The organism is Ruminococcus sp. AF17-1AC, from assembly GCF_003461385.1.
GTDB classification, from domain to species: Bacteria; Bacillota; Clostridia; order Oscillospirales; family Ruminococcaceae; genus Hominimerdicola; species Hominimerdicola aceti.
In genome coordinates this window covers 155,661-173,056 of sequence record NZ_QTWZ01000005.1, presented here as the reverse complement: position 1 = coordinate 173,056, position 17,396 = coordinate 155,661, and the positions used below count along the sequence as shown (strand labels likewise).

Here is a 17,396-nt window from a genome sequence, read left to right as displayed (position 1 = left end):
GTTGCAATCGTGCTTGCTCTTATCTGCTTTGCGCTCTGCATATGTTCGAGTAAGTTTGAACGCCGATTAGAGCGGCACAAGAAAGAATGGGAGGAGCAGCACTATGACTAGCGAAGAAGCAAAACAAGCGTTTATAAAGCAATGCCCTGTAATTGATCGTAGCTATTCGGCAAGATCAGATGTTCATTATAAATGTATATCGGCATTGATTTATAGAATAATCAACGGCAAGCCCGCTCTTTACGTTGAGCTTGCCGACAAGAATACAAGCAGCGTAACGATAACAAAACCCGATACCGTAAGAGAGGAGATTTTATGAAAACGAAAGTTGTTCCAATGAGGGAATATCCACAAGAGATTGAAGAAACAGTTCAGAAAATCAACAAATGCCTTAATATATCTCTTTTCGATTGGCAGATAGGCTACATTTTTTACAATAAGCCATTGCCAAAGGAAATATCTTTTGCTAGGCGTGCAGGGAAAACACTTGCAGCCGCTCTAAGAATGTGCGTTAGTAAGGCAGAACCGATTTACTTAAGGCGGCGAGATATTGCTCTAGAAGGCACGGAAACGTACAGGGTGTTGTCTTATTTCGCCGATGAAGATGTAGCGAATAAGTGCAGAATGGACATTTTCTACGTAACAGCTAAGGAGGTTTACTTCTCTCTGAAAAATATAAAGGGCATAGAACTGCGTAAAATAATATTTGCATAGGAGGAATTACAATGAATGAGATCAAACTAAGACCCGGTGAGGAGTTCGTATATAATGGTATACGTTTTATATGCCTCGATGTTATCAACGGCAACTACTTAGCGATAACGGCTGAGTGTTGGTGTGAAAAGCGTTTTAACGAGGAGTACAAGGACGGCTGCAACAACTGGGAGAAATCCACTCTCCGCCGCGTTCTTAACGAAAATGTACTCGAGGATCATTTTAACACGGAGCATCTTATAAAGCAAACATCTGACCTTGTCGCCGATAACGGCGATAAAGCTTACGGAACGTGCGAGGACTATATAACGCTCCTTTCCTGCGAGCAGTACCGCAAGTATAGAGACTATGTACCGCTGTTTGAAGAATGTATGTGGACGCTCACTCCTTGGAGGTGCGACACCGGCAACGCTTACTACGTGCGTTACGTCTACCCGGCAGGAGCTATCTACAGCACCAATGCGATCAGCAGTTTCGGGCTCGCTCCGGTTTGCTTATTTAATTCTGATAATCTTACATTGCGCCGACAGGCGCAGCTTATATCCGCTGAATAATTTTCCATAATAGAGCGACTGTCTGTCAAAATCAAAGGCAGTCGCTTTTGTGCCCTTTATATATAGTACAAAAAACAAATCGCTCGGTCTGAGCGTTGCAGGGCTTGTAATGGATATTATCTTTATGCACAAAAAAATAAATCTGTTGTGTCTATGGAGAAAGCGGAGGGCGAGGGGGATTGTAAGGGGGAGAGGGAGGAGCTTTCTCTTTAAGGCGGCTAACAAGCCGCCGCTCTTTATCCCCTCTCCCCCTTACCTACACTAAGCGATAGGAGGAATATATATGCGATGTCTGTACAGAGAGAAAAAATATATATGCGGAGAATATATTGACGTAGATATATACCCCGTGTTCTCGACTTCTCGAGGAGGCCGAGGAAAGAAAGCAAAATGTTCATCAGCGGCGCAAGAGAGGCTTAATCAGCATAACCGTGAAAAGAAATTCTCACGGCTCGTTATGACGAACTTCACTAGCTCCGATCTCTGCATACACTTGACCTACAACGGAGATCATTTGCCTGGGAATGATGAAGCGGTCAAGAAACAATTTCGTAATTTCATCGCCCGTCTTAAGCGCTATCGAAAAAAGCACGGCTTGCCGTCGCTGAAATATATGTCGGTAACAGAAAGGGGAAGCAGAAACGGCCGCTATCATCATCATACGATCGTTAATTGTGGTGATATGCCTGCTCCGGTGCTTGTAGAGTTATGGGGGCAAGGCTATGTTGACATTAAGGTTTTGCAATTCGATCAATGCGGCGTTGAGGGGCTATCTCGTTATTTTTGCAAAGGCAGAAAGAAAAAAGCCGCTACGGACGAGGATATAGGAGAAACTATCGGTTACTCCTGGACGTGTTCCCGAAATCTCGACAAACCGATAGAGAGCAAAAGGGACGGGCGCTTGTCCGCTCGAAAAGTGAAAGAGCTTAGTTCGTTCGGAGAATACGACGGAAATTTAGAATACGAAAAGCTCTATCCAGGATATGAATTTTCGCAAGCGAAGCCGTTTTACAATGACATTAACGGCGGATTTTACATATCATTGCGAATGCGCGAAATCACAAACAGAAAGCTAACAAAGAAAATAAGGGGTGAATGATATGAATTATTTTAAGTCAGCCGAACAGTTGCTCGGGTCTATTCCTGCGCTTAACGCAGCGATAGAAAATATCAATGGCCGAGCAAGCCATATCGCACAGGCAAGCAGTAAGCCTAAGTATAGCAACGTTAAATCTATCGAACAGTATCTCGAATGTGGGCTCGAGGAAATAGAGCTTAAGCGTTGCTTACAGAGGACGAAGAACCTCATATCTGACATAGAGCGTGTATTGTCGCAGCTCGACGACGAAGAACAAGAGATACTCCGTCTTTGGTACGTTGACAAAAAGCCGAAAGAACAGATACTCGCAGCAATGCACATAGAGTCTTTATCGACCCTTTACAGCCTGCGCAACAAAGCAGTTGCTGACTTTGCACTCAGATACTACGGCGCACCTACGTTGATGTCTATATAGCCGAAAATATTCCGTATGGAAATAATTAAATAATCGCCGTATAATCGTAGTATGGAAACGTGCAGCAATGCACAAGGGTATAGAGCATATTAAGATAAGCGAGGGGCGGGACGCACAATATGCGAGAATTTGCAAAAGATTTTTATAACTCAAAGCCGTGGCGTGAACTGCGAGCTTATGTGTATAAGCGTGATTGCGGCTTATGCGTAAGGTGTGGGGCTCCTGGCGAGATCGTACACCACAAGATACATTTAACGCCTAAGAATATCAACAATCCCTCTATTGCACTAAACGAAGATAACCTCGAACTGCTATGCAGAAATTGTCACGCAATAGAACACGAGGGCACTCTAGCAGTAGATCGAGAGCTTATGTTTGACGTAAACGGAAATTTAGTCAAGAGGTGCAGCGATGAAAGTGCAGGACATAACGATATATGCAACAACAGGAGCAGCGATTGAATATACGGTCATTGCTCACAATGGCATAGAGTTTGAGGACGAGCTATGCGCTGCACTCGAGGATGGCTGCGTGCTACTCGACACAGTTGACGGAAACAAAGTGATTATCAATCCGCTGACGGCAGTTGCGGTAGAAATTGCCGCCGTGCGTGAGGTCTAAACGGAATTTTTTCTCAAAATACACCCCCGGGTGCAAAATCGTGAGGTTTATTTTTGAGAACCGCGTATAAGTCCTTTTTGAGCCTCCACGGGTGCATATAGACCCCCCTACTCAAACAGAAAGGAGCTGATTTTAAGGTGAATGAGGACGTATTTAAAATAAGAAGAAAAGAGTTAAACAAACTTAAGAATTTGTATAAAAATATGCCGAAAGATAAGCTTAAAATCAACGAGGACTTGATGAAACGGGCTGTTTTTATGCAAGAAAAACTAGCAGAAATGGAGCAGCGCATAGACAGCGACGGGCTGCTTGTATCTATGCCGCAGGGGAATTATAGCATAGATCGTGCACACCCATTGATTTCTCAGTACAATGCTATGGTTAAGAACTACACGACAATCATTAAGCAGCTCAACGAGGTAGTGCCAGCTGCTGACGCCGACAAAGCAGGCGAGGCGCTGTTGCAGTTCGCCATTAAGAAGCCGAAAGGGAAGCAGCAGGCTTGAACTATATCCGTGAATATGTCGAGCTGATTAAACGAGGCAAAATAAAAACCTCCGCACGAGTGCGGAAAGTCTATACACGGTTGCTCAAAGAAATAGATCGTCCACCAAAGAACTTCAAGTATTATTTTGACGAAGAAACAGGCGAACGTCCTATTAGTTTTATAGAAACTTTTTGCAAGCAATCGCAAGGTGACCTCGGAGCGCCGCTCGAGCTTGAACTCTTTCAGCGGGCTTATATTCAAGCTCTTTTTGGTTTTCTCGACAAAGAAACAGGCTATCGCCGTTTTCGAGAAACGATGTTCCTTGTCGGCAGAAAAAACGGCAAAACAACGCTTATGGCGGGCATTGCATTATACTTACTCACCGCTGACTATGAGGGCGCAGCCGAGATATACTCAGTAGCGACTAAGAAAGACCAAGCTCGAAAGGCATTAACAGAAGCGGTCAATATGATTAAGCAAAGTCCCGAATTGCGAGCGTTGTTGAAAAAGCGTCGCAATGATGTATACTTTGCGGCGACAAGCTCGAAATTTGAAGCGCTTGCCTCTGACAGTAACACCCTTGACGGGCTTAACTCGCACGGGGTAATCATCGACGAGCTGCACGCTATCAGAGATAGGAACTTGTACGAAGTTATGAAACAATCAACATCTTCACGCCGTCAACCGCTCATTGTGATGATTACAACAGCGGGAACGGTGCGTGAATGTATTTTCGACGATATGTACGAGTACGCCTGTCGAGTAGCTGACGGCGAAGAAGTAGACGAAGCATTTTTGCCCATTCTCTACGAGTTGGACGAACGCTCGGAATGGCTTGACCCGAAAATGTGGATTAAAGCTAATCCAGGGCTCGGCAAGATCAAGCAAGTTGAAACGCTGAGATCATTCGTCGAGCGAGCCAAGAAAAACCCTGCTGACAGAGCAGGCGTTCTCTGCAAGGACTTTAACGTGCGGGAGAACGACAGTACGGCGTGGCTGCCTTTCGACGTAATCAACAACGAGGCTACATTTGACCTTGCGGACGTTTACGACACATACGCTATCGGCGGTTGTGACCTATCATCAACGACCGACCTCACTTGCGCTACGTTGCTTATCCGCAAACCGAACGATAAGACAGTATATGTGTTGCAACATTACTTTTTGCCACAAGCCCGAATTGATGAGCTTGCCGACAAAAAGCAACGCAGTGGCGGTCATAGTAACGATGAAGCTCCTTATAAGCTATGGGCTGAAAGAGGATTGCTCACCGCCTGTCAAGGTGCTCGTGTCAATTATAGTGATGTTACAGCGTGGTTTGTACAAATGCGTGAGCGATATAAGATTGACTGTTGGAAATGCGGCTACGACCGGGCGCTTGCCGGCTACTGGGTGGACGAAATGACCGCTAACGGTTTCACAATGGATAAAGTAATTCAAGGAACTTATACATTTTCTCAGCCTATGCGAGAACTCGGAGCGGCGCTGCAAGACAAGCTTGTGAATTATAATAACAATCCCGTGCTTAAGTGGTGTCTATCTAACACGGGTAAGAAAGAGCAAGGGCTTAATAACATAATGCCCGTTAAGATTTCCGAAAAACGAAGAATAGACGGTATGGTATCTCTACTTAATGCCTGGGTGGTATATGTCAGAGATTACGAAGATTATATGTACAACGTAGGGTAGGTGATTTGAAATGCGAAAACGAGGGCTTTTTGAAACAATTTTCGGCAAAAACAAAAATGCTAATACGTCCGAACAATTTCGCTTGCTGAATACCTATCAGACGTTATTTGCGCCGTTTTCGGGAAACGCATATGACATAAATACAGTTCGTGCCGCCGTTGACGCTTTCGCACGCAGATGTGCGGACGTAAGGCCTCGGCACATACGCCGAGGCGAGGGCAAGTTTGCAGATGTTGCTAATAGTCGATATAATAGCTTGCTACAATTCCGACCTAACCCATATACGACGGCGTATAAATTCTATTACCGGCTCGCCACACAATACAAGATATACAATAATGCGTTTGTATATCCTGTATGGAATGCAGCAACAGGCGCCCTCGAGGCGCTGTATAACGTAAACGCAAGCTCTATTGAGCTTATAAACGTCAGCGGCGAACTTTGCTGCAAAATGACGTTTGCAACGGGCAATGTATATACTTTGCCGTATACCGATCTTATTCATATCGGCAGGAATTTCAACGATAACGATATTTTCGGCGATAGTAATAAACCTATTACCGCCGTAATTGCAACAGCAAATACGTTTAATCAATCTATGGGGAAAATGGCCGAGCTAGTCAGCGTTGTGCGTGGTATTCTGAAAGTGCAGTCAACCACAAAGACAGATGATCTCAACCGCCGCCGTGATGATTTTATCCGTGATAATCTTAAAATGGACAATAACGGAGCGGGCGTTATCGTTACTGACAACAAATACGAATACACGCCTATCACGGACAAGCAAACACCTATCCCGACAGGTCAGCTTGCATACATCAAATCCGAAATATATGATTATTTCGGCGTATCGGAAGAAATCGTGCAAAACAAGGAAACACCCGAGCAGGCGTCGTCTTTCTACAACGGTGAGATAGCGCCATTCTACGCACAGTTATCACAGGCTTTCACAAATGGTCTGTTTTCTGCCCGTGAAATGGGTTACGGAAACGAGATTATCTTCGAGGGAAACTCCCTCCAAAACGAAAAGCTCTCCGATAAAACGACCGCCTTGAAGTTTCTCGCTGACATAGGAGCTATCACAGTTGATAACGTACTTTTAGCTTATAATATGTCGCCGCTAGGTGGAGAAGAGGGCGCTCGTCGTGTGCAAACGCTGAATATGGTTAATGCAGACAGAGCCGACGAATATCAGCTCGGAGATAGTTCAGACAATCAACCGCCGCAAGAGGGCGGAGAAGAGGAGGAATAACAATGCCATTCAAACCAGGAGAACGAGAGTATAGAGTATTCTCGTCCGTCGCGGCCATTCCGTCTAGCGACGAGAATACGCCTGCGTACCAGGTCAAAGGACGTGCCGTTGTATTTGATAGCCCTACTTGTCTTGCAGAATTTGAGGGCGTCAAGTATTTCGAGATAATCGACCGCAACGCATTCATAGGGTGCGATACATCAGACGTGATTATGAATTATAACCACGGCGGAAAGGTAGTCGCTCGCCTTAGAAATCATACACTTAAGCTTGACTTTAACTCTGAGGGCGTAGACGTGACCGCCGATTTATCGGGAACGGACGAGGGGCGCAAGCTATGGGAAGAAATCAGAGGAGGCTATATTGACAAGATGTCTTTTGCTTTCACGGTAGCGGACGACGGCGAGGAGTACGACGCCGAAACTCATACCAGGAGAGTTACTAAGATAAGAAAGCTATATGATGTCTCAGCGGTGGATATGCCGGCATATGAGCAGACGTCGATTTCTGCGAGGAAATCTTTCGAGACGGAGCGGCAGAAAGATTTTGAAAAACTGGAGCAGGAACGCCGCAGAAAAGTAGCAATAGCAATGACTTATATTTAACGAGGAGGAAAAACAATGTTTGAAAAAAGAAAGAGTGAGATCAACCGCCGCAAAGCAGAAATAAGGGAACTGCTTGAAAAAGGCGTTGACGCAGACGGAAACGCAATCAACATCGACAATATCACGGAGGAACTGAGGCAGCTCAACGCCGAGCTTTCAGACCTTGACCGCAGGGCGACAGCACTCGGCGAGGCAAGCGAAACACCAAGCTCAATCCCTAATCCGTTCGTAGAGCAGCGCAACGAAGGACACGAGGTAGAGAGTTCTGAGCCTAGGGCTGTATTAGCCACGCCGGAATATAAATCAGCGTTCGCTAAGACGTTGCTTAATCGCTCTCTGACTGAAAAAGAAAGCAGAGCGCTTGACACGGCGCTCACCACTACCGCAACAACATTCGTTGCGCCGAGCGGTTCGGCTGACGGCGTAAATAATGGCGGACTTTTTATCCCAACCGATATGAACCTTTCGCTACTCGAGCATATCGGGCTTGTATCGCCTATTTTCCGTGATGTGTCTAAGACTGCTGTTCCTGGACTTACAAAGTTCCCGTATCGTTCAACAATCACAAAGCCTAAGAATGTAAAGGAAAATGCTAAGACACCCGAAACGTCAATCGAATGGAAAGACCTTACGCTGTCTATTTCCGAGATTGCGGCAACTATCCCTGTTTCGTGGAGACTTGAAGCAATGGCTGTCAAGGAATTTATCTCATATCTTATGGGCGAACTCACGGAACAAATGGAAGATAAGAGCGTTACCGAAACTATCTACGGAACAGGCTCAACAGACGATCAGCTCAGCGGTATATCAAAAGACGCTGTTAAGTACGAATACGAGGGAACGGCTCTCGACGCTATCGGCGTAGCTCTCGGCAAGTTCAAGAGCAAAAAGTACCTCGTAGGCGCTAAGATATACGTTTCAAACTCTATCATCAACGATATATCGTTCACTAAGGACGCAAACGGAAACTACATCTACACGCCTATCAACGGAGCAGGCATTAAGAGCATTGCTACATATCCTGTTGAGGCTGACCCATATCTGAATGACGGTGACTTCATCATAGGAAATCTCAGCAGATACTACAAGATGAACGAACACGAGCGCATTTCTATCACCCGTGACGTGAGCGGAGCTAAGCGCCGCAACGATTACACCGCCTACGGCATATGGAGCGGAGCATTACAGCCCGAAACCGTTGTATACGGCGTGAAGAAAGCAGAGTAACCTAAAAGGAGTGCTGCACAATGAAAGACGCTATATCGGAACAATATGTGATTGCATTCAGAGCGGCGCTCCGTATCAATCATACTCGCCTTGACGATGAGATCAAAGACATTATATCAGCCGCTCGAGCTGACTTGCAGCTTGAGGGCATAAGGCAAGATAAAGTATGCGATGAAGATGACCCGCTTATTAAGCGGGCTATCTCCGCATATATGAAAGCCGAGTTCGGACTTGATAATGCCGACGCTCCTAAGTATCGTGAAAGCTATGAAATGCTTAAGCGCAAGCTTACGTTGAGCGACGAGTATCTTGAAACTAGGGAGGAATAGCTATGCTATGGCGTGATATAGGCTATCTTTGCAAAGCTGTCAAAAAGCTCGACGCTATGAGGCGACCGACCAAGACCGAGTATGAAAAGCGTGAAATTTTCTGCAATGAGAAAGGCATAAAGCGCAATGAGTTCTACCAGGCTCAGACGGCAGGATATAAGCCCGAGCTTTGCGTAGAAATAAAAGCCTCTGAGTATCACAAAGAGGAATATTTCGAGTACGGCGGCGATATGTACCGCATATTGCGTTCGTACCCTACAAAAGCCGAAAACCTTGAAATCATATGCACAGCGTTGGTAAATGAAAATGTCTAAGAAATCAGAAGTTATATTCGTTGATACATCGCCCGAAGTCAAGAAAGTAATGGCAGGGCTTGCGAAATCTGCACTAAGAGCTAGCGTTAAAGTCATAAGAAAGCATATTCGTGATGATGTACCGCTTAGGACTAAGCGAATTAAAAATCATATAGCGTCGTGGGCATTCATCGACCGCAAGACGGGACAACCGCAAATGCAGATAGGTTTCTACGGCTGGCAGAAAGTCAAGAAACGAGGCAAGCAGCCCTCACATTCGTCGCCGTGGTGGATTGAAGAGGGCACAAAACCGCACCTTATACATTCGAGCAAGACAATGTACGATAAAAGTACAGCTACGAAGTACGGACACAACGTAAATCACCCTGGACAAGCAGCAACGCACGTTCTTAGAAATTCTGTATACAACAATATTTCCGAGATACGAGCGGCGCAAGAGGAGTATTTGAAACTGCTTTCGGAAGAAATCGAAAAAGCAAAATCAAAAATCGACGATAAAGACTATGAGGAGGACGACTAAATGTCGGTGTTGTCAAAAAACTTATTTACGAGCATAGTCGGTATGTTCAATGAGATCATACCCGCATACTTTGAGGACGCCGCACAAGACAACGAGCCCATATACTGCGTAATCAATTCGCCTATACGAACAGGTATCACAGACGAGGACGCAGAACTCATAGCCTTTTATGTTGATGTGTACGGAAACGATAAGCTCTTTGACAATGGAGAAGATATAATCGACGTGTGTGATAACTTGCGAAATAGGCTTAATAAGTCAATTATCAAAGCGCTGCAACTAAGCGGGCATTTAAACTTTGAAAAAGAAACGCCGCTGCAAGAGGCGGAGTTCGACATTAATCATCGCCGCCAAGAATGGACGGCAAGAGTATTTTATTACAATAAGGAGGGTGACTAAATGTCAATAGTGAAAAACCTCACAAAAAAAGAAATCGAAAAAATTCAGATTGACGAGGGCGTTATAGTCCTTGACTACGGCGAAACCACCGAAAGACCGCTTGCGCCGTGTCGTGGCGGCGGTGAGTTCACGGCGACGGCAACACTCAGAGATATTGAGTTTGACGGCAGAAACGGCAAGACAGCAGGCTTACAGCCTATCGAAGAACAGGCAGCTAGCCTTAAAGTGACTACTATCTGTATGTCACAGGAGAACTTAAAGCTAGCTATGCCATTCGCACGAATTGAGGGTGACGGCAAAACAATAAAAAATCCGAAAATGGGCGTACCCGAAAGCAGCGACTATCTCAAAAATGTAACGATGTTCTGTCGCACTCTTGACGGCGAGTATAAGAAAATTGTGGTGTATAACGCTATGCACGAGGGTGGCATATCGGCAAAGGCAGTTCAGAAAGCCGAGGGTGAGCTTGCGCTCGAATTTGCGGCGCACTACACCGTTGACGATCTTGACGGCGATCTCTGGCAGATAACAGACGTAAGCGAGTTCACAATGCGCAAAGCAGCTGAAGCCTCGCACGCATAAGAACGGAGGAATAAACAATGCTCAATATAAAGTCAATGGCAATTTTGCTCAAAATCACAGCCAAACTCGACATTAAGCCTGTTATCGACAAGCTTAAGAACCTTGATATATTCGCAGAGGCTAAGTCCCCGGACGAGGCTATGAAACAGCTCACAAAAGAAAAGGCAGCTATAGTAGGTGCAGAAATGTTCGCCGCAATACTGCCTCAGCTCGACAGTGTATCAGATTTTCTCGCTGAGTTCGTAGCGGCTTATAAGGGCGTAAGCGTCGAAGAAGCTGAAAAGCTTGACGCTATCGAGGTAATCAAAGAGCTTATAGGTGATTGCGGCGTTCTGAATTTTTTCAGCTCTGCTCTACGAAAGAAAGTAGAGCGGACACACTAATACTGCTCAATAAGTATTATTGCTTTGACCTAATAGCAGACCTACCGCTCTCAGAGCTTGAAAGCCTTATAGCAGCCGCTCGGCGTAAAGAGGAACAGGCGGCGAAAGCAGACATAGAAAAAAGGTTGTTTCCGTTGTGGCTAGCCAATGACGCAGTAAGTAAGCTTAAAGGCGCTGATAGTCCTATAAGCTATCAAGAATTTTTGAATAAAACAATAGGTGCAGAACGCACGGAGCGACGCCAATACGCACCCGAGCCCTCAACACATAAGAAAACGGGGCAAGAGATCATAGACGAGTTTATGCCGATAATCGAGGCAGACAGGGGGCGTTAATCAGCGTGGCAAGCATATTCTCTCTTTTCGGTGAAATCTTCATTGACAACAAGAAAGCTAACGAAGAAATAGACAAGACAACACAAAAAGGTGAGAGTGCAGGGTCAAAAATCGGAAAGGCATTCGGAACGATTGGCAAGGCCGCTGTCACAATGGGAACGGCAACTATCGCAGGAGCAACGGCTCTCGGCGGTTCAGCTTATAAAATGGCTATGTCAACAGCCGAACAGGCGGACTACATAGACAAGCTCTCAGAAAGAACAGGGATAAACCGAGAAGAACTGCAAAGGTGGAAACACGCAGCCGATCAAAGCGGTGCTAGTGTAGATAGTTTCAAAAATGGTATCAAGAAAATGACTGATACCATAGATAGCGCTAATCAAGGCTCGGCTACTGCTCAGACTGCATTAGAACGTCTAGGACTGTCTCTTGACGACCTTAACGGAATGACAACAGAGCAGCAATTCGACGCCATAACAGCGGCATTAGCTGATATGGAAGAGGGTGCAGAGCGAAACGCTATCGGAAATGACCTACTAGGCAAAACGTACACGGAAATGCTGCCTCTGCTTAATGCAGGCTCAGACGGTATTAAGGACTTAAAACAAGAAGCCGACGATTTAGGCATAGTAATGTCCGAAGATACAGTTAAGGCGGGTGTTAAGCTCGGTGATACCATAGCTAACGTTAAAGACGCACTCAACGGGTTTAAAAATCAAATAGGGGCGGCGGCAATTCCTATAATACAGAAATTCGCCGATATGCTTATAGCGGGCTTGCCGAAAGTACAATCTCTCGTAGAACAGCTTGTTCCTGTTGTTACAGAAGTATTTGATAGTGCTATACCGCCCTTATTTGAACTGGCGAAAACAATCTTTCCAATTCTATTAACCGCGATACAAACGCTATTGCCTCCGCTACAAAGCATTATACAAGCTGTTCTGCCTGTTCTCGTAACGTTCATTCAACAGCTTGTGCCACCATTGCTTGAAATTGCACAAACTGTCCTGCCGTCGGTGGTATCGCTGATAACGGACGTTATACCGATATTCATGCAGATACTTGAAACTATACTGCCGGTACTTATAGAGCTTTTACAAGCTATTCTGCCGACAGCAATACAAATAGTTGAAACAATTCTGCCTGTAATTCTACAAGTTGCGCAGTCACTCTTGCCGATATTAGTTCAAATTGTGGACACAGTAATGCCGCTGTTGATTGAGCTCATTAACGCTATATTGCCGCTTGCAATGCAGATTATAGAGGCTATATTACCTGTATTATTGCAGCTATTTGACGCTCTTATGCCGTTTATTCAATCGGTGGTAGACAATATATTGCCCGTACTGATAGAGCTTATAAACTCAGTATTGCCGCTTGTTACAGAGATAATAAACGCTATACTGCCTGTACTTATCGACCTACTTAACACGTTACTGCCTGCATTGCAGCCGTTGCTTGACTTGCTCGTAACTATCCTCGAACCGATCACAACGCTGCTTGAAAGCCTGTTGCCGCCGCTTATGGACGTTATCAAGTATTTGTTCGAGGCACTATTACCGCCTCTTGAGGCGGCTTTCAAAGCGGTATCAAGCACTATCAGTGACCGATTTAAGGGCGCATTTGAAAGTATTAAAACAGTATTCAATAGTGCCAAGGAGATTTTTAATAGCATTATTGATTTCGTCAAGAATGTTTTTACTGGAAATTGGCGTGGTGCATGGCAAAACATTGTAGACATATTCGGCAACATTTTTTCGGGTATTGGAGAACTCTTCAAAGCTCCGATAAACTGGATCATAGACGGTATAAACGGATTTATCAACGGCATTAACTCGCTCGAAATACCCGACTGGGTGCCGGGCGTGGGTGGATATAGTCTTAATATTCCGAATATATCACGGCTGCGAATAGGTCTTGATTATGTACCATATGATGAATACCCCGCATTACTGCATAAGGGCGAACAGGTGCTCACGGCCTCGGAGCGTGAAGAATATCAAGAGCAAAAAAGTTCTGCTGCTCAAGTCGAGAGTAATCCGCAGATAAATGTTAATGTTTCTGTCAATATAGAAAACATTGAAAATAAAACGGAAAAGGATATAGACGAGTTTATAGAGTATATCTTGCAAAGAATTGAAGAAATAATAAAGAGAAAGGGAGCTGTTTTCGGTTGAGTGTAAAATTACCATTTTTATATTTCAAGGGAAAGAGCTCCCTTGATTTTAACTTAATAATCAAAAGCAAAGGCTCATATAATGCGCCTGCAAGGGACGTAACGATCACAAGCGTTCCTGGGCGCAACGGTGATCTCATACAGGACAACGGACGCTATCTCAATGTAACAATACCTTATGATTTATGTTTGGTTAAGCGTGACGCAAGAGGCTTTGATGAGCTCGTGAGTGAGGTCAAGAACTGGCTGCTCTCTGATAGCAGGTACGCTCAGCTTTGGGATAGCTACGATGTAAGATATTTTAGATATGGCGCATATAGCGGTGGTGTAGACATTAAAGAGGAGCTACGAAATTACGGAGAATGTTCTATAAGTTTTAACTGCAAGCCGTATCGTTATTCGTTCGAGGGTCAAACTGCTGTTGAAATACCAAGCGGCGGCGCAACGCTAGAAAATGCGGAAATGCTCTCCGCAAAGCCATATATCAAGATATACGGCAGCGGTAATATTTCATTGCATATAAACTCAGACACATTCACCTTTGAAAATGTGTCCGACTACATCGAAATAGACAGCGAAACAATGAACGCATACAAGGGTCAAAGTTTGCAAAACAACGTAATGAGCGGTGACGGTTTCCCGATACTTTCTCCAGGTACTAACGCTATAAGCTTTACTGGCTCAGTAACAAAAGCCGAAATCGTGCCAAGGTGGTGTACGTTATGATACCTGTTTTATATGATAAATCAGAGGAAAATTTCACAAGAAACGGCATAGGTTTTCTTACCGACGCTATATCGTGCGAAGTCACCGAAGAAAGAAACGGCTCGTATGAGCTGTCAATCAGCTATCCTATAACGGGCAATATATATGCGTACATAAACGAGGGCAACATCATCAAATGTAAGGCGAATGACACAAGCGACCCTCAGTTGTTCCGTATATATAGTTGCTCAAAGCCGCTTAACGGCATTGTATCAATTAAAGCAGAGCACATAAGTTACGATCTCAACGGCATACCGATTGCAGAGCTTAAGCTTAAATCGGCTACCGCTCAAATGGCTATCACAAAGGCTATATCCGACGGTGCTTTCAAGAGCAAGTTTAAAGCGTTAAGCGATATAGCAACGCTCAATACTATTGACCTTTCCGAGCCTTGTTCAATCAGAGCTGCCCTCGGGGGTCAACAAGGCTCAGTGCTTGATATATGGGGCGGCGAGTACGAGTTTGATAATTACGTTATAAAGCTACACTCACATAGAGGCTCAGACACGGGCGTAACGATCGAGTACGGCAAGAACTTAACTGATATTAAGCAAGATAAAAATATAACAGCAACGTATACTCACATAATGCCATATGCTACATATACAGAGCAGAAAGACGACGGCAACGGCAAAACCACATCAGAGGACAAGTTCGTATATCTCAAAGACAAAGTATTGCCTATCAATGAGGCGGCGGAGCTTGGGCATAAAAAAGCATATATCATAAATCTTTCCGATCAATTTTCAGCGGGCGACGAGATAACACCGGCAACACTCCGCACAAAAGCGGAAACGTATTTGAAAGCACACACAAGCCTCGGAGTTCCGAGCGTAAGCATTACTGCCTCTTTTGTTTCGTTGTGGCAGACTGAGGGATACAAAAATATTGCGCCGCTTGAAAAAGTTAAGCTCTGCGATACTGTAACCGTTAAATTCGCAAAGCTCGGCGTATCAGCAAAAGCCAAGGTAATTAAGACTGTATATGACGTATTAGCCGAGAAATACAAGTCAATTGAGCTCGGTGACGCTAAGAGCAACTTTGCTCAAACTGTCTTAGATCAGAATAAGGCAATAGCGGGAATTACCACGCTTGTGAAAAAGGGGCTTGCAAATGCGTCAACAGAGCTCAAAGAGGCCATAAAAAATGCGACAAATCTTATAACAGGCAACAGCGGCGGTTATGTAGTTTTACACCCTGCGGAAAGCCCGCAGGAAATACTTATACTTGATAGCCCCGACATTGAAAGCGCCGTCCGTGTGTGGCGCTGGAACTCAGCGGGCTTAGGCTACTCAAAAAACGGGTATAACGGCGATTATGGGCTTGCTATAACAATGAACGGCGCAATAGTAGCAGACTTCATAACGGTGGGCACACTTAATGGAGCACTCCTTGCGGCTGATAGCGTACAGGCGAACGCCATATCTCAGGGTTTTAAAAAATCCATTGAGGACAACATAACCGGCGCAAAAGAAAGCGTCGAGCAGGCTTTCAAGCTTGCGGACGAAGAGTTAAAAAGCACGATCACAACGAGCTATACCGACGCCATATCAGCGGCTGAAAGCTCACTCAAAACGCTTATAAGTCAAACTGCTGATAGTATCACATTATCCGTAAGCCAAACTCTTGAAAGCTACGCTAAGACAGAGGACGTAACAGCAGCTATTGAAGTATCAGAAAACAATATAACACAAACTGTAAGCACGACATACGCTACTAAAGCTACTGTAAACAATATGCAATCGACAATGAATACTATGCAATCGTCGATAACGCAGAACTCGCAGAGCATATCTCTTAAGGTGAGCAAGTCTAATCTTGTATCCGAGATAAATCAATCAGCAGGAACGATCAAGCTCACTTCTAACAGGTTTGTTGTTGAAAGCGACAATTTTAAGCTCACCGCCAATGGAACTATAACGGCAAAAAGTGCAACGTTAAACAGTGCAACGATTACAGGATCTCTTACAACCGCAACTACCGATTTAACGTACTTATATGTGCACGGAAATCAGCTTGAATTTTTCAGAGATAATAAACGACTTGCATATATCACCCCTGTTGGGTATAGCAACACTTACTATCAACTTGGAATTATGGCTTCGGGTAATTATCATGGCATAACCCTAGGTGGTGCATATGATAACGGCTGGGAAACATATTATAAGTGCAATATTCAAAGTGCGGCAACTGATATGGATTGCAGGCATTATTTCTATGGCGATATTAAGTTTGGCAACGGAAAAATCAAAAGTATGCTTAATTTTGATGATAACGTCGGCGTTGCATGGGGCGGGAACACGGGGCTTAGGTACTGGAGCAACAACGCAACATACGGAGCGGGATTATATCTCGGTATTACCGCTAATAGCTGTAACACTTACGTTGTCGGAAACTCAATAACAATGCGGTGTGACACCTGGGTGCAAAATCATAGCCTTTATATTCGGAAAGGTTATCTTGATATTGACGACGGCTGCGGAATATGCTGCACAGGCACGATAGCATTTAGGTGGGTCAATGGTAATGGATTATTTGTTGGTATGGACGCTTATAACCTCAAACTTGTGGGCTCAAACATTTATGCTAACGGCTCGCCCGTTGCCGTAACGTCCGACGCCCGAAAAAAAGAAAATATCGTTCCACTTTCCGAACGATATTTAAGCGTTATAAAAAATATAACGCCTGTATCGTTCAATTATACAAGCGATATAGCGTTAAGCGGCAGGACACACACAGGCTTCACGGCACAAAACGTGCTTGAAGCTATGAAAAAAGCAGGCATTAGCGCCTCTGAGTTCGCTGCATTCGTTGATGTAGACGGCGACGGAAAAGAATATGCACTCAGATACGAGGAATTTGTACCGTTGTTGCTAGCATACATTAAAGACCTCGAAAACAGAATAATCAATATCGAAAAGGCGGGATAA

General features: G+C 44.7%; 21 protein-coding genes. All 21 read left to right on the top strand.

From position 1 onward, the window contains the following. Positions 1–103: 103 nt before the first annotated feature. The 21 genes from DWW81_RS05520 to DWW81_RS05415 all read left to right on the top strand — a co-directional run bounded on the left by DWW81_RS05520 (position 104) and on the right by DWW81_RS05415 (position 17,396). Positions 104–319, top strand: coding sequence for a hypothetical protein (locus DWW81_RS05520; RefSeq protein WP_038672226.1), 216 nt, complete (start codon positions 104–106; stop codon positions 317–319). Continuing rightward, positions 316–714: a hypothetical protein gene (locus DWW81_RS05515; protein WP_117896982.1), complete on the top strand. Its 399-nt coding sequence runs from the start codon at positions 316–318 to the stop codon at positions 712–714. The genes DWW81_RS05520 and DWW81_RS05515 overlap by 4 nt, the downstream gene beginning before the upstream one ends. An 11-nt stretch (positions 715–725) precedes the next feature. After that, positions 726–1,268, top strand: coding sequence for a hypothetical protein (locus DWW81_RS05510; RefSeq protein WP_117896981.1), 543 nt, complete (start codon positions 726–728; stop codon positions 1,266–1,268). Between the two features lie 283 nt (positions 1,269–1,551). Beyond that, positions 1,552–2,367, top strand: a complete 816-nt coding sequence (locus tag DWW81_RS05505) for a hypothetical protein (protein WP_117896980.1) — start codon at positions 1,552–1,554, stop codon at positions 2,365–2,367. Position 2,368: 1 nt separating this feature from the next. Continuing rightward, complete coding sequence (locus DWW81_RS05500) at positions 2,369–2,782, top strand: DUF1492 domain-containing protein (protein WP_117896979.1); 414 nt, start codon at positions 2,369–2,371, stop codon at positions 2,780–2,782. Between the two features lie 119 nt (positions 2,783–2,901). Then, complete coding sequence (locus DWW81_RS05495; RefSeq protein WP_117896978.1) at positions 2,902–3,243, top strand: HNH endonuclease; 342 nt, start codon at positions 2,902–2,904, stop codon at positions 3,241–3,243. Beyond that, a complete protein-coding gene (locus DWW81_RS05490; RefSeq protein ID WP_117896977.1) occupies positions 3,194–3,403 on the top strand; it encodes a hypothetical protein in 210 nt (69 codons plus the stop codon). The genes DWW81_RS05495 and DWW81_RS05490 overlap by 50 nt, the downstream gene beginning before the upstream one ends. Before the next feature lie 137 nt (positions 3,404–3,540). Next, positions 3,541–3,909 carry a hypothetical protein gene (locus DWW81_RS05485; protein WP_051706657.1) on the top strand — a complete coding sequence of 123 codons (369 nt, stop codon included), beginning with the start codon at positions 3,541–3,543 and terminating at the stop codon, positions 3,907–3,909. Beyond that, a complete protein-coding gene (locus tag DWW81_RS05480) occupies positions 3,906–5,579 on the top strand; it encodes a terminase large subunit (protein WP_117896976.1) in 1,674 nt (557 codons plus the stop codon). The genes DWW81_RS05485 and DWW81_RS05480 overlap by 4 nt, the downstream gene beginning before the upstream one ends. An 82-nt stretch (positions 5,580–5,661) precedes the next feature. Then, positions 5,662–6,831 (top strand): phage portal protein, encoded by a 1,170-nt coding sequence (locus DWW81_RS05475; RefSeq protein ID WP_181982672.1) that lies wholly within the window; start codon positions 5,662–5,664, stop codon positions 6,829–6,831. 2 nt (positions 6,832–6,833) lie between these two features. Further along, a complete protein-coding gene (locus tag DWW81_RS05470) occupies positions 6,834–7,436 on the top strand; it encodes an HK97 family phage prohead protease (protein WP_117896974.1) in 603 nt (200 codons plus the stop codon). A 15-nt stretch (positions 7,437–7,451) separates the two neighbouring features. Beyond that, positions 7,452–8,663: a phage major capsid protein gene (locus DWW81_RS05465; RefSeq protein WP_117896973.1), complete on the top strand. Its 1,212-nt coding sequence runs from the start codon at positions 7,452–7,454 to the stop codon at positions 8,661–8,663. A gap of 20 nt (positions 8,664–8,683) precedes the next feature. After that, positions 8,684–8,992 carry a DNA-packaging protein gene (locus DWW81_RS05460; RefSeq protein ID WP_117896972.1) on the top strand — a complete coding sequence of 103 codons (309 nt, stop codon included), beginning with the start codon at positions 8,684–8,686 and terminating at the stop codon, positions 8,990–8,992. A gap of 2 nt (positions 8,993–8,994) precedes the next feature. After that, entirely contained in the window at positions 8,995–9,306 is a 312-nt protein-coding gene (locus tag DWW81_RS05455; protein WP_117896971.1) for a phage head closure protein, read from the top strand. Further along, positions 9,299–9,826, top strand: coding sequence for a hypothetical protein (locus DWW81_RS05450; protein WP_147338965.1), 528 nt, complete (start codon positions 9,299–9,301; stop codon positions 9,824–9,826). Before DWW81_RS05455 ends, DWW81_RS05450 begins: the two co-directional genes overlap by 8 nt. Next, positions 9,827–10,225: a hypothetical protein gene (locus tag DWW81_RS05445; protein ID WP_117896969.1), complete on the top strand. Its 399-nt coding sequence runs from the start codon at positions 9,827–9,829 to the stop codon at positions 10,223–10,225. Then, positions 10,226–10,807: a hypothetical protein gene (locus DWW81_RS05440; RefSeq protein WP_051706650.1), complete on the top strand. Its 582-nt coding sequence runs from the start codon at positions 10,226–10,228 to the stop codon at positions 10,805–10,807. Positions 10,808–10,824: 17 nt separating this feature from the next. Then, positions 10,825–11,190 carry a hypothetical protein gene (locus DWW81_RS05435; RefSeq protein WP_117896968.1) on the top strand — a complete coding sequence of 122 codons (366 nt, stop codon included), beginning with the start codon at positions 10,825–10,827 and terminating at the stop codon, positions 11,188–11,190. 340 nt (positions 11,191–11,530) lie between these two features. Further along, positions 11,531–13,702 carry a hypothetical protein gene (locus DWW81_RS05425; RefSeq protein ID WP_117896966.1) on the top strand — a complete coding sequence of 724 codons (2,172 nt, stop codon included), beginning with the start codon at positions 11,531–11,533 and terminating at the stop codon, positions 13,700–13,702. Beyond that, the gene (locus DWW81_RS05420) at positions 13,699–14,427 is read left to right on the top strand and encodes a phage tail domain-containing protein (RefSeq protein ID WP_117896965.1); all 729 of its coding nucleotides are present in this window, start codon (positions 13,699–13,701) and stop codon (positions 14,425–14,427) included. The genes DWW81_RS05425 and DWW81_RS05420 overlap by 4 nt, the downstream gene beginning before the upstream one ends. Continuing rightward, positions 14,424–17,396 (top strand): phage tail spike protein, encoded by a 2,973-nt coding sequence (locus tag DWW81_RS05415; protein ID WP_117896964.1) that lies wholly within the window; start codon positions 14,424–14,426, stop codon positions 17,394–17,396. The genes DWW81_RS05420 and DWW81_RS05415 overlap by 4 nt, the downstream gene beginning before the upstream one ends.